11 protein-coding genes are annotated in these 14,334 nt (G+C 31.9%); 1 reads left to right on the top strand and 10 read right to left on the bottom strand.

The genetic code is table 11. The features are described from left to right. Positions 1–74 precede the first annotated feature (74 nt). The 9 genes from LUA91_RS05190 to LUA91_RS05150 form a co-directional block, all read right to left on the bottom strand. Positions 75–644 carry a hypothetical protein gene (locus tag LUA91_RS05190; protein WP_231424966.1) on the bottom strand — a complete coding sequence of 190 codons (570 nt, stop codon included), beginning with the start codon at positions 642–644 and terminating at the stop codon, positions 75–77. Then, a complete protein-coding gene (locus tag LUA91_RS05185; RefSeq protein WP_231424965.1) occupies positions 638–1,399 on the bottom strand; it encodes a hypothetical protein in 762 nt (253 codons plus the stop codon). The genes LUA91_RS05190 and LUA91_RS05185 overlap by 7 nt, the downstream gene beginning before the upstream one ends. 348 nt (positions 1,400–1,747) lie before the next feature. Next, positions 1,748–2,410: a hypothetical protein gene (locus tag LUA91_RS05180; RefSeq protein ID WP_231424964.1), complete on the bottom strand. Its 663-nt coding sequence runs from the start codon at positions 2,408–2,410 to the stop codon at positions 1,748–1,750. A 96-nt stretch (positions 2,411–2,506) separates the two neighbouring features. Then, positions 2,507–3,088: a hypothetical protein gene (locus tag LUA91_RS05175; protein ID WP_231424963.1), complete on the bottom strand. Its 582-nt coding sequence runs from the start codon at positions 3,086–3,088 to the stop codon at positions 2,507–2,509. Positions 3,089–3,484: 396 nt separating this feature from the next. Then, positions 3,485–4,396, bottom strand: coding sequence for a nuclease-related domain-containing protein (locus LUA91_RS05170; RefSeq protein WP_231424962.1), 912 nt, complete (start codon positions 4,394–4,396; stop codon positions 3,485–3,487). A gap of 299 nt (positions 4,397–4,695) precedes the next feature. After that, positions 4,696–6,651 carry an AAA family ATPase gene (locus LUA91_RS05165; protein WP_231424961.1) on the bottom strand — a complete coding sequence of 652 codons (1,956 nt, stop codon included), beginning with the start codon at positions 6,649–6,651 and terminating at the stop codon, positions 4,696–4,698. A 240-nt stretch (positions 6,652–6,891) separates the two neighbouring features. Next, a complete protein-coding gene (locus tag LUA91_RS05160; protein ID WP_231424960.1) occupies positions 6,892–7,347 on the bottom strand; it encodes a RadC family protein in 456 nt (151 codons plus the stop codon). A gap of 216 nt (positions 7,348–7,563) precedes the next feature. Further along, positions 7,564–8,460 carry a hypothetical protein gene (locus LUA91_RS05155; protein WP_231424959.1) on the bottom strand — a complete coding sequence of 299 codons (897 nt, stop codon included), beginning with the start codon at positions 8,458–8,460 and terminating at the stop codon, positions 7,564–7,566. A 549-nt stretch (positions 8,461–9,009) separates the two neighbouring features. Next, entirely contained in the window at positions 9,010–11,751 is a 2,742-nt protein-coding gene (locus LUA91_RS05150) for a DNA methyltransferase (RefSeq protein ID WP_231424958.1), read from the bottom strand. Between the two features lie 83 nt (positions 11,752–11,834). Here LUA91_RS05150 and LUA91_RS05145 point away from each other — a divergent pair, with 83 nt between their 5' ends. Continuing rightward, positions 11,835–12,659, top strand: a complete 825-nt coding sequence (locus LUA91_RS05145) for a hypothetical protein (protein ID WP_231424957.1) — start codon at positions 11,835–11,837, stop codon at positions 12,657–12,659. A gap of 1,127 nt (positions 12,660–13,786) precedes the next feature. On the opposite strand, the gene LUA91_RS05140 is transcribed toward LUA91_RS05145, so the two are convergent. Next, a complete protein-coding gene (locus LUA91_RS05140; RefSeq protein ID WP_231424956.1) occupies positions 13,787–14,188 on the bottom strand; it encodes a hypothetical protein in 402 nt (133 codons plus the stop codon). Between the last annotated feature and the right edge of the window lie 146 nt (positions 14,189–14,334).

The following is a 14,334-nucleotide window of genomic DNA, read 5'->3' as shown; positions in this document are numbered from 1 at the left end:
AATTTTGCACAAAAGTTGAACCGAAGAAATACCGTTGAACTTTGCAGTTTCGCCCCAATATTGCAAAACCCTTGTTAGTGGCAGTTTTTTAATGATAGTATCTCTTTTAATTTTTTAAAGTTAGAAATCTCCTCGTCAATGTTTATGTCTGATATTGAAACAGTTTTAATTTCAAACGGGTTCTTACTGTCAACGTATTGAATAAAAGACTCAATTTGGTTGTAAAAAGATTGTCGCCAAGAATAGTTGTTTATTGTATCATAATACTTTGAGCCAAGAATTCCAATTTCTTCTCTAAATGCCATTTCGCTTTCAAAAATGTATCTATGAAACACTTTATAATTGTCAAAGTCGATTGTCACTTTCGTTTTGAAAACAGACTGACTATTTTCATTTAGGTTCTCAACAATTTTTCCAATGTTGTGGCTTAATTTCTTTATTTTTTCATATGCTTGTTTCTCTTGTAAATCAGTTTCAATAATGAAAAGCGATTTTAGGGCACATTCTAACGAAAACATTAACTCAACAACTAATTTTGTTCTTAATCCAATATGTGATGCGCTTTCTTCAAGCTTTTTATATCTCAAAAGATAGTCCCGAGAGTCAGTTAAAAAATATTCTGCTAATTGTTTTTTTATTACCATTCTGTTGTCGGTTTAGGCATAAGTGTGTCAAGTCTTTTCATTAGTTCCGCTGTCAGGTCGGTGTAACCTTGCTCGTTTGGCAAATATTTTAATGCTCTATGGTGTCCAAGGTCAGACGGAACATCATCAAACGATTGTGTTATTGGAATAACTGTCTTGCCTAACGTATGTGCGATGCCAACTTCATAAAACACATTTGGGTTTTTTCCAGTAAAATCCGCAACAACTACTTTTGAAGTAAAAATTAGTTCAAAGATGTCTTGAATAAAAGTAGCGTTTTCCCAAATATCATCTGCCTTTTTACATTCTAAACCCAATTTGTCGCAAGCATTTTTTACCGCTGTGAATGATGCTTGAAGTTTAAAAGGCAATATTACTGTAACCAATTTTTCGTTTTGTGGTTTTGTCGGAATTTCAAAAACCTGTGGCGAAAAAGTTATCATTTTTTTAGGTGTTTCGGCTTGTGCTGTCGAGATAAATTCAGAAACTATTGGTGCAGAATACTTGTCCGAAATAAAGTGTTTTAGTTCTTGAAAGTTTTTAGTGTCTTGTTTAATGATAGAAGTCAATACTTCAAGTATGTTCCCTTCGTAATCTTCGTCACCAAAACTTAAACTTCTCAAAAGTCTGCCGTGATTTTCAATGATGTCGTAACAACCAAGCGAGTAACCCAAGTCTAACCAATCTGATTTGGTAAATTGTCTTGCGATTTGGTTTTTAATTTCGATTATTTCTTTCCCTTGTTCTTTGTCCATATGTTGTTTGCTGTCGGTTCGGTAAAATTGCCACTAACTACAAAATATACGCGTTAATTCCTAACAAAATGTTCGATTACAGTTCGTCAAACAATTTTTACTCAGTTTAACAATTGCGTATTTGGGGTAGTCTTTATCCGTTTCTAAAAGTTTACAAGCATTTAAATTGGAAGGGTTGATAATGAGCATATTTATTAATTTAGTTCGGCAAGATATTAAATTTCAGTAAAATCAGAATATCCAAAACTTAACCTCATTTCTTTATTTAACAAGGTATATTTGAATTTTGGATATTTGTTGATTGCTATCTAGAATTCTACTTAAACAATAGGATGAGCATATTCTAACTTACATTTCTTTTTCCAAATCGCCGTAGTAGCCGTCTACCAGTTTTCTGTCTTCGATTACATTTCTTATAGAAGCAATATTAAAGTTAAATGAAAAATGTGTGTCTTTAAATTTCCCATACAGTAAATTGAAAATATTTTTTGAGAACTCCTTTAATTCTTTAATCTCCTCTAGCGTTTCTGGTTTGACACTATTTTTCGGATCAGAATGAGCATAAAAAGTTGATCTTCTTAGTTTTATTTTGTTGATTAATGCATCTTTTGTATTGATCTTTTGTATCAAAATGGCTGTGATTTCTTTAAACTCAGATCTGTTTTTAATTAAGTTCTCATCTTTATTTCCATTTTGTTCCAAATGTCTTTTTAGCGAATCTTCGTAGGAAAAGTTGTCTATTTTATTAAATAATTTAAAGAAGCTTCTTTTTTCACCACTATGAAATATTTTATATGCGGTTATAGCAATATGAGAATAACTTAAAAAGATATAATGACCTATAAAATGCTGTATTGGAATTAAGTTTACTCCTTCGCTTTGAGCATTGATGACTTGTTCTATATTGTCAGAGCAGATTTCTAGATCATATATAAATGTTTTCAAATATTCAATGAAGCTATATATTTCATCTAATGTTAAAATATCTCGATTACTCATAATAAAATCCATTGATTTTGAAAATATCTTACTGTTTCATGTATATTTTGATGGTTATTTGCCAATTTTCTATCAAATCTATTTTTCTTCCAAACTCTTATCCTAAATTTAATTTTGATATCTAAAACCTAGAACCAGCATAATTGAGCCTAAAATCTGAAAGGCTAAGAAAAAGAATGATGCTGTTTTCTTCTTAAAGTTCATTTTATCCATCCATTCAGCTTTTAATTTTCGATTTTCTGGAATTTTTGCATCCGCAATTTGCACAAAAGCATATAGTGTGTTTAAGTCGGTTACTTGTTGAATAGATGCTAACAACACATTTGTATTGTCAACAAACTTTTTTGCATCTTCTTTACTTCCTACTAATTCAGCATTAGTTGAGATAATCTTACCCATTCTGTATTTTTCGGCAGCCGCTTTAATAAAATTAGCTTGATATAGCTGCTTTGTTAGGCTGTCCTGGCTTTGTAATCCAAGATATAAATTTTGGTATTCCAATGAGGTTCTTGTCATTTCTGTAAAGTCTCTATTTGCTTGGTCAAATTGTTTTATTTTTTCATCCCATGTATTATATAGAAACATTTGTATAGTGAATGACAAGAAAAGCAAAAGGCTGCCAAAAACATTCAGTTTTTTGGATAGTGTTGGTTTATTCTTTGTCCAGTCAATTTTTATCAATTTTTTCATTCGTGTTTGTCGTTTTTAAAATGCCATATGACACCAAAATATACGCAACAACCTTAACTTGAAGCCTCACATAGCAAGTAATCGGTACAGTTTTGCATAATTTAATTATTACGTATTTTAAATAATCTTTTTGTGTGTTTAGATGGTAGTAAAAATCTGAACCGATGGGAGATAGGGCATATTTGTTAATTTAGTTCGGCAAGATATTAATTTTCGTGGAAAATAGAATATCCAAAAACTTTACCAATCTATATATTTAAGGGAAGGTTTCTGATTTTGGATATTTCATTTATTGCAAAACTCATTAAGAAGATAGCCCTTATAAAAATGATAGGAACATTTAACTCTACTTTTAGGAGGGCAACTTTTGATTAACTTCTAATTGAGCTGCAATATCTAAATAGTTTTCTGATCATTTATTTTTAAAAGAAATTCTGCAATTCGTTGTGTTTCATCTTTCGAAAACACTGGTTTAAAATAGTTTACATAGCTGAGTAATTCATTCAATGTTACAACTTTAACATATTGGAATTCCCCTTGCGGTCTGGTATTAATCAGAACGATTACATTTTTAATTGAAATTTTTTTATCACCCCAGTGATGTTTACCTAAGTTTAGGTGGAAATTTCCGATGTCATTATTCAGAAACTTAAATAAAATTAAACTTGCTCGTCTAATCTGATCAACTGGTGAACGCAAGTTTAAATTTTCAATTGATTTTTCGCTCCAATTTTTTGTTTCAATAATAAATATTCCTGATGGCCCTATAAGTATATGATCAATTTGCACTGACTTAATATATTCATTATCTCTTTTGTTATAGATCGCATTGAAAAAGGTAATGTCAAAATCGTTAATCAGATAGTATTCATCTGAGAGGGCTTCCAATGTTTTTACAACTTTTTGTTCTCCCAATGCACCATAGATGTAATTGCTTGATTCGTCAATTACTAGTTTCTTCCTGTCAATCTCGGTCCAGGCAACTTGGGCGCTTTCTTCAACAGCTTGGTTAAATTGTGTGGCTATAAAATCAAAACGGTTCTGCTTGACTTGTTGAATCTCAACGAGGTTTTTAATTGATTTAAATACCTCTCTATCAAAATCTTGTTCCTTATTTTGAAGTTTCCTTTTGTTATTCCAATCTAGAATATTTTTTTTAAGTCTAGGAATTAAGTTTTTTGGTTCATCACTTATTGAAACGTTTATTTCCTGTTTAAGAGCCATAATCTCAACAGTCAATCTTATTTCTGCTTGTTGTTTTTCTTTTTCTATATTGGTTTCTAATTGCTGTAAATCTATTTTAAGCAAATTTTTCTCTTCCTCAATAAGTTTCTCATGAGTTAAAATTAATTGTTTTCTGATAGTTGGATATGAATTTTGAAAATTAATTACTTCTTTTAAGGATTTGAAGTCATGAATATTGTTCTCCTCTAAATGTGATTTTAAAGTCGAGAGTGAACCAATCGTGTTGTATGTTCTGCACATTCTATCTGCCGATTACTAATACTTTCGTTTTACTTATCGCCTTAACTCTAAATGGGTTGTCAATTTACAAGAATTAATTTCAAATAACTTTCAGATTATTTTATCTTTTCATGGCTTAACGACTATTTACTTGGGTATAGTTTTTTCTTAATATCTTCGATCCATTCAAGTTTGTCCGATGATTTGAAAAAGGGAGTGTTTGCAAGTTGAACATATTTTCTTGCAAAAAGAATTTTATTATATCCACTATTGTCATCAAAAAAGGCTTTGATTGTTGCTTTTTCTTTCTTCGTAAGGTCGAGGAAATCTGCTGAATATCTTTCTTCATAATCAAGTATCTTCGTGTCAAACAATTGCTTAATGTCTTCGTATTCCTGAATAAATTCTTGTAAAGTGTGATAAAATATTATAGGGTTTAAGCAATCCTCAATTTCAGTTGGTGGGCTAGTAAGATTATTATTAACATCAACAAGGATCGATCCCTCATGTTTTAATATTAACCTCTCAAAGAATAAATTTTTTTCTTTAACAAACTCAGGCACCTCTATCCGCTCAGTATCAGTATCAATTAAGCAATAAACCTTACCTGTAATTGTATAATCAGGATCTTTTATTGGCGTTATTAAATAGCTGTAAATTTTTTTTACTTCTTTATATCCACCAACTGGAAGTATCCTTAAATTATCGTCTTGAATTTCTTTAGAAAAATAGTGATCAAAATAGATTTTTTCTGATTGACCCTCGCAAACAATCCAGTGGTAAGGTTTTGGTTGCATTATTGAAATTATAATTGATTGAACTAAGTCGTTGTAGCTTTTTATATTATAATCAATAGGTAATGGTCCTTTATGAAGTTTTCTAGAATGTAGAATGTTTTCTCTGTAGTTGTATAGATTAAGGAATTTGAAACTCACTTCATTTTTTAAATTCTTTGTTATAGCAGTCGCACTACCATTACTGATTATCGGTAAAAAGCCATACCAATGTGTGGAAACCAAAATTTGATGATTTGTACTTATTCTGAATAGTTTGTCGAACTGTTCATAGCAATTTGATATATGTAGAGAAGCCTCAGGTTCATCAATAGCAAGAATTATGTTACTTTCCCGATCATTATTCTTTATTAGAAATGAATATGCTACGTCTATTAATGCTTTCCTCTTTTCTCCTGAACTCAATTCTGTAACAGGGATTGATTTTGAATTTTCAGTTTTACGATTTAATACTTTAATCGAAAAAAATGCTTCAATAATTTTTGATACCAAATCTGGCATCGTCAAATTATTTTTGTAATGTCCCTTATAATGATAGATTTCTAAAACATCTTCTATTTCTTTGACAAATTTATCGAGATCTTTATTTATTTGATTAATTGTTTTAACGGTAATCGCCTTTTCAATTTCTTTCTGGATATTTTTATCCATAAGTTTTTGCATGTCCTGTGTTTCAAGCTTGGTATAAGTTTGAACGTCAGTTTCTACTGGAATATAAATATATGAATAGTGAGAATTTAAGTACTCGTAAAAACCTTTAAAATATTTTTGCAATTCTAGGTCGTCATATGACTCATTCGGTTTGTCATTAATAAAAACTAATTGGTTATGGAAAGAGCCAAAATATGTACCTGGATCGTTATATTTTTTTCCAGCCAAAAGTAGGAAATAGTCTTCTTTATCATAGGAACTTGCTAACTCCTCACGATGCTTGTAGAAGTCATCATAAAATTTTCCTTTGGCCTTCAATGTTGTAGCCCATAGAAAATCAGATAGAAGTTTAGCTTTTGCAAATTGCTCTGAATCAGCTTTAGCCTCATTTCGTAATTTTGATTTATGAATTAGGTAAACAGGAACAATATATGGGAAATTATCACCGCTTATTCCATCTGATTTCGCATCATTATTGACTGGCCAATCCGTGGCTCCTTTTTTATTGAAACAAAAATCTAAGGCCTCAAGTATTGAACTTTTCCCACAACCATTTTCACCGATGATGCTTGAAAAACGATACCCCTCAGAAATTGGCAGGTAATTAATTCCTTTGTAGACTTTAAAATGTCTTAAAAAGATTGAAACGATCATGTTAGAGTATTAATTTAAAACTCTAAATATAAGATAGATTATCTTGTGTTACCAAATTGTTAAAGAATTTCGGGCTTCAGAAGAAAGAAAGTTCGTTTCTGAAACCTGAGTTATCTAAAAATACTTTCATTACAGGATACGCTTAATGAAGCTATAGGGAATATGACTTTACTTTTTACGAGGGGCATTCTCTAATAAAAATTTAAATTAGCCTGGGTGATTAACCCAAGCTAATATTTTTTACATCATGCCATCATCAGCAAAACTGTAATAATTTTCATTTGTAATAATCAAATGATCCCAAACTAGAATCTCTAATAATTTACCACCCTCTTTCAACTGATTAGTTAATTTAATATCAGATTGGCTTGGTTGAGTATTTCCGCTAGGATGGTTATGACATAAAATTATAGCTGATGTATTGGCTTTTAATGCTATGGAAAATATGATTTTAGGATCAAGAATAGTCCCACTCACACCTCCTGTTGATATGTCAACTAATCCAAGAACCCTATTCTGCCTGTTTAGTAGAATCATTTTACTCTGTTCTAAGAGCTCTATTTTGCCTAAATCCCATTGTTGCATTAGCAAATCATAGGCTTGCTTAGATGAAGAGATTTTAGGTCTTTCAGATGCTTTGTAATCTGGCTTGTAGCTTACTTGTACTTCAGCTACTTTGAATGTTTTGTGTACCATAAAATATTTAATTAATTATGGTACTTGAGCAAGCTTTCAACTCAACTAAGTCAAGAAGCAACGGAATAAATGGGTTATATGGTGGGTGGTGTGTTTATGCCGGAATTTCTTGAAATGTGTTGAGCTGAAAGGTTATTTTTGTTAAATAATTAAATATTTTTAATTTTCTGACATTTGGAATATAAACGTACATCAATTTACCGAATTTTTATATTCCTAGTTATTTCTATCACCAGATTGAATTTGTCTGATTGAAGATTCGATTAAGTCAAGCGCATTGTAATTAGGGAAGGATTTTTGAATATCTTCATTTTTAGTCATAGGAAGAATTTTGGCTCCTTTGTCTATCAAATTAGCTATTATATCCATGGAAAGCTTCAATCTATTTATTGTTTCTGGATCATTGTGATTTAGCAAGCCATTAGCTAACGCAGAAGCTTCAGCTTCAGCTATATTTTTCAATTGCTTTTTTTGAGCATCTATTATCGCATCTAATGCCTCATTTTTCAGTTCTAATGTTTTTGCATGTTCAACAAACATATTCGCCTCTGCATTTTTCTTTTTTATAACGGCCGCAGACCAACATATTCCAGCAATTAGTTTTACTGCGGCTATCGTTCCCAATGCTACATAAAGTATCACGGATCCTTGATCTGCACCGATAATATTTACTTCTCCATTAATTGCTTCATCAGTGATTGGAATTTCAATAGCTTTTTGCAAATCCTTGGAATATTTCGCAAGCTCATCAAATGACTTAAATTCTGGTAACTTTATGAATAGCAAATCCTCTTGGCCAAACAGCTTAGACGACCTAATCATTTGTATCATTAAATCTATTTTGGATTCTAAATCACTAATTATTGCCTCAATCTCAGAGGCATTCGATGTTGGAACGCTAATTTGGTCTCCAGTTATTTTAAAAAGTGACGTGTTTTTTAGTCTTTCAATAGTTGAAACAAGAGGTTTTAATTCTTCCAATTTTTCAATATTTCTCCGATATTTATTTACGTCCGAAAATATCTTTTCTTTATAGTCGGTCGTATAGGCTGTTTTTGGTTTTAGAATAGGTTGGATTTCGAAAAGCAAATCAGAATGCTCTATTAGATTCATTTTTATATAATTTAGATTCGCCAAATATAATAAACAATTATATTGAATGAATTTGAAAATTTGAAAGTACTGATCTAGAATTTTAGAAGAAAAATGTGACAGTCAGTAATTGGATATATTTATTGATATCCAAAAATTTGATTAATTCTATTATTTAAGAGGTAGGTTTTAATTTTGGATATTTATAAATAGGAATGTTTTAAACCTTGTGCCCTTATAAAGCGATAGAAAATCTTAATTTATCTTTGGCATGACAATTTTCAATAAAAACTCACATTAAATTTAAAAAATTAATGAAGTTGTATTGATAAAAATAGTTGTCAAGCAATTTTTCTTACAAACCAAAATTGGAAATTATTGATCATTTAGAAAGCTATCGTGAGTCGTCTGCATGATTCGCTTTGTACCTTGTAAAACCTTCAACTATACAGATGCTCTTAAGTTTAAGTACCTTCTTTTGGACGGGTACTTATGAGTTATTATATTTGGCAGTATTTATTTTCCTCTAAGCTTTATAATGCCCTGTTTTAGTATAATTTAGAATTTTTGCTAGGACTTAATCTTAGTTTTTACTTTAGTAAATAGGTCTTTAGTATAGCTCTCATAGAGTTCAAATAGATATTCCATTCTTTTAGTATCACTAGGAAATGGTTGGGTCCTATAAGCCATGTCCACTGCTTTGTCCAAGTCAATGTGAGCCTTGGTTAGGCTTGGAGGCATAGTGGCTAAATTATAGAGTTCTGCTAAAGTGCTGTCAAGAAAAGTCATTCTTATTGAAATTACATTCTGTGCCGCAACCTCTATTGCAAGTTTATGTTTATCCTTAATTTGTTCAGGCCATGGAAAGTTATTATAAACGATCTTATTTGAATAAACATAGTCACTTTTCATTCTTCCGCATATGTGGCTTACCCATGTCATGTGCATCTTGCTTTCTAAAACGCCGAAAATATATAATGAAGCATTTGGTATGTAGGAAGCTGTATTATTAACTATAAATTCGGGTTCTACAAACGCAAAGGGAATATATGCTCTCTTCTCGGAAGATACTTTCGGAAGCATTAAGTATCGCTCAGTAGGTTGTCTATCTTCAGAAAACAGCGTTGGAAACTTAGCCCAGTGTCTAGTTCTTACTTTTGGACTTTCGCTCCTAAACTTTCTGACTTTATCGACCCTGTCGGTGAGAAAAGGTATATCTCTTATTGTCCTCGGTGCTATATCCTTTAACCATAAACAATAACGGATATTCCCGTTTATAAAATCACCTCCGCCAAGAAATGGCCTTATAAACTCATCTGAATTGATATATTTGATCTTTAAATATGCTACTTCATCTGAACTAAGCATAAAATGACCATTGTCTGTTGTTTCACTACCTTTTATAATTTCAGGTACATTACATATAGGTTTCATTCTAGATAAAACAAATATGTCCTTAGCATCAATCAAATATGCATTTATGTTTTTAACAATAATTTCGTGAGGCTCTGCTTTAATATCAGTATATTCAAAAATGCTCTTACTGTTAATATCATAATTAGCGAAACCTATAATCACTACATGTACTGCGGCATTGCCTCTTGCCTCATTACTCCAATTAAATGTTCTATGTGCAAAATGTATTTTTATTCCATATCTTGACTGTAAAAGCCCCCATAATGCACCAACCTGCTCGCCTTGTACGATAGAATTCGTGGAAACAAATGCAACCGAGATTGTAGTACCTTGTATAAATTTTGATGCTTTGAAGTACCATGCTGTAACATAGTCCAATATTCCCACTCCAGTTACCCCACTAAAAACCTGCTCCATGTCTTGTTTTTGTTCAGCATTTTGTACCTGCTTGCCTATAAAAGGAGGATTTCCTAAAATAAAAGATAAATCGGATTTTGCAATTACGGTTTCCCAATTGATTGTTAAGGCATTTGCATTGTGTATTTTAGCGGCTTTTTTTAATGGTAATCTAATAAAGTATTGACCGAACTCATTGCTAATTATCATGTTCATTTGATGATCCATAAGCCACATGGCTACTTCGGCAATTCGTGCGGGAAACTCTTCAAACTCAATTCCGAACATCATGTCTACATCAAGCCGTATGATTTCTCTCACATCTAAAAATCCTTGACCAGACTTGTTGAGAGTTCTTAGAATTTCTATTTCTAATAAACGTAATTCTCTGTATGTAATAACTAGAAAATTACCACAGCCACATGCTGGATCAAGAAATTTTAATTGACTTATACGTTTGTGAAACTCTGATAATTGCCTGCCTTTTGTATTTCTTAAACTTTCAAACTCTTGCCAAAGTTGGTCAAGAAATAATGGCTTTATAAGCTTCAATATATTTTTTTCGCTTGTATAGTGAGCACCTAAATTTCTTCTTTCTTTTGGGTTCATTACACTTTGAAACATCGAACCAAATATGGCTGGTGAGATCTTACTCCAATCTATGTAGCAACACTCTAATAATGATTTACGCATTAACGCATCGAAACTTGCAGAAGGCAATACCTCTTCAAACAACTTACCGTTTATATAAGGAAATGAATTTAGCTGCTCATCAAGGTTTTTAAATCGCTTGTCATTTGGTGTATTAAGTGTTTGAAATAGCTCCTGTATTTTAGATGCTAAGTCACTTCCATCTTCGTTCGTCCGCTCTTCGATATAATTTTGGAACTGTTGTGGTTCGAAGATCGTTGTATCTTCAGCAAATAAGCAAAATAGTAATCTAACTAAATAAACCTCTAAGGGATGACCATCATAACCAATTTCCTTTAATCTATCATGGAGCTTACCCATTAATTCGGCAGCTTTAATGTTAACAGGATCTTGTTCTTTGTAGATTCTTTTTTGATAGCCTGCTATAAACCCAAAGTGCTGAACGTGACTGACTAAATCTTTTAATTTAAATTCAATAGTCTTTTGCTCTTCTGTATCAAATAGACGGAAGTTCTCAAAGTCTGAAACTAATATGTACTTTGGTAATTCATGTTCTTTTATGCCATGAATGTATTCTTTAGCTTGTGTAAAAGCTTTATCAAGATTTTTCCCCTTGGTCTTCATTTCAATCAAGATGGTGCCTTTCCAGAGCAAGTCTATATAACCATCTGTTTCACTCAGTTTTTTTACTCTATGTTCGAAGGTGCCAACTCGCTTTCTTGTGATACCAAAGATATTAAAGAACGCTTCAAGGAATGGCTTAGCCTCTGCCTCCTCATTATATGTATCTTCCCACTCTTTAGAGAAGACGACTGCGCGATCTTTGATTTCATTCCAACTTAGAGCCATCAATATAGTTTTTGGTAGTTTCAAAGATAATTTAATCCTTTAAAACTACAACTGTTGTTGTATTTTTGATTTAATGAGATGCCATGCAACACGAAACTAACTTATTAAGTGTCACAGAGATTGAAATGATTTTAAAGGAATCAGTATCTGCCGATTATTCAACAATGTTATGTCTATCTAGATCCAAATGCACAATCTGCCACGTGTATGGTGGTTTGATTTTAATTGCAGGCAATAATGATACCGGCTACAATCATATATTTGATAGACATAGTCCTACCTCAAGAATTCCATACTGGACAATGTCTGGCAAACTAGGAAATCCAACAAAATTTACTTTAGGGATAGCTCCAAAGGATTATCTTATCATAGCTGCAGATATATTCTCAGCTTCAAATCATGTCTTGAACGAATCTAGTGGTGATTTGTTCGACCTATATGTCGGAACCTCTTCTAAATGTCAAGAACACCCCGTTGAGTATAGGCTGTTGACTTACAAAGGTACAGGTATTGTGCACACATTCTATATTTCTGATAGAAGGAAACAATTTAAGAAGAATCCTATCTTGAAGTTAAGAAGAGGCTGGTGCGGCTTAAGTAGTAATATGTTAACTCTAGTGCATGATTATCGAATAGCTTACTTCACTCAATCCAATACTAAAGCATATGAATTGAGAGTAGTCGTATATGAGGTGGAAAGAATCATAAGATGGTTTTTGCAAATCAATACCAAAGATGGACAGCCACTGTTAACGTGTCCGATCAGTAAGGTAAAAGTAAAGAACGTTCCCACTGGACCATTATTTATGGGTTATCTAGATCATCACGAGGACTTAACTGAAATTGAGAAGAAGATCAACTCAATAGAAACTGGAAATTTACGTATCGATGTTAGCACCATAGTCTAAAACTAAGAAATTGCTCATCGCCTTCGTACTGAGAAAATGTATGAGAAATAGCAATTGCAAAGTAGTGGGATTCGAGTAAATAAATATCCAGAAATTTTATCTCTTCAATTATTTAAGGGATAGGTTTTAATTTTGGATATTTCAAATATGAATGTTTTAAACCTTTTGCCCTTATAAAGCGATAGGAACGCAATCACCAATATTTAAGCGATTAAATATTGTAAATTAATAACCTATATGTTTTGATTTCGTAATTTCGAAATGCCTATAAAGCAACATGGTATTAACAGTAATAGAATAAATTTATCAAGACTACAATTAAGAAGATTATAGTTTACTAATATGCCAGCCCCCAGCAAATTAATGTTACATCCTTGAGGTCCTGGTAGAGGTGTAACATTGCCCGCATAACGGGTTGTGGTTGTAGATCCTGGCCCACAAGATGTGGAATATGGCGTCCCATACCATACTCCTAATGCACCCTCTTGATGATATACTACGGTACCACGCTGGCAACCTAGAGATTGGCTATAGCTCTCTTTGCCCATTATCATCACAAATATGAATAAAAGGGTAGTTAGAATTAATTTCATATTATCAGAGGATTTCGATAATCAACAGATATAAATCTACCTAATACCTCCTGTCCAAGACATATTCATTTTGTTCAAGATCACTCTAACCAAAGAACATATTGATAGTAAGAAAATTATGTAAATTATTAACCATGTTGACCAGAAACGAATTTTCTGAATATTCAGTTAATCCTTTATTAGGGGTGATGGTGAACTAAAGCATTCAATTGATTTTCATGGAATGTGAACGGATGCTCAATAATTGAAAACCATAAATCTGAAAAATTCGTAATTTATAATGTACATCTGGAACTAACTGATGTATGATTTAGGTTACCACATGTCAACTACTTTTATATTTTAACATTACCTCAATCACTTTAAGCGCATAATGATAAGTGATCACATAAGCAGATTCATTAACTTGGATCTGCTTATTATAATATCCAAAAACTTTACCATTTCATTTATTTAAGGGTAGTATTCTAGTTTTGGATATTTCCTATCCGATGAGTATTTATTAAGCAAAATGGATATACCTTAGGCACTTTCTTATTTCTTGAAATCAACCTTAAAAACATTATATTCTCTGTCTGGATAATAATAAACTGCGACTTGTCTATTAGGGTTAATGTATATATAACCAAGTTTTCTTTCGCGAGCACCTTGAGGAGACGTCCATGTTTTATCGTCTTTTAATTTCCACCCAAAATCTTGCCATAACATCACATGATAATATCTTGCATCTTCATCAATTTTTTTATCGAAAAACACCGAGAAAATAGAGCCATCAGATAGTTTTCCTTCAAAAAAAATTTCGCCGTTTTTGACTATTCTAGAAGGAGGTAATTCGTATGCTAACCATTTATTGGTATTCATCGTTGTATATGTTGCACAACTTGTTAGACTGATTGTCAAAAAAGCAATCATAATAATGCTAAGATATTTTTTCATTTTCAAATCATTCGACATCCTATCGGAGGTTTATTATTTCTTAATCACCTTCCGAATCTCTAATATAAGAGGAAGTTTTTATTAGTCGAAACTTAATTCCTAACCTTTTACTGGGGCAACTTAATATATATCCATTGCAGTTGCGA

It is taken from the genome of Pedobacter sp. Leaf250, assembly GCF_920984735.1.
Taxonomy (GTDB): Bacteria; Bacteroidota; Bacteroidia; order Sphingobacteriales; family Sphingobacteriaceae; genus Pedobacter.
The sequence above is the reverse complement of the archived record's forward strand: the minus strand, read 5'-3'. Positions and strand labels throughout refer to the sequence as shown.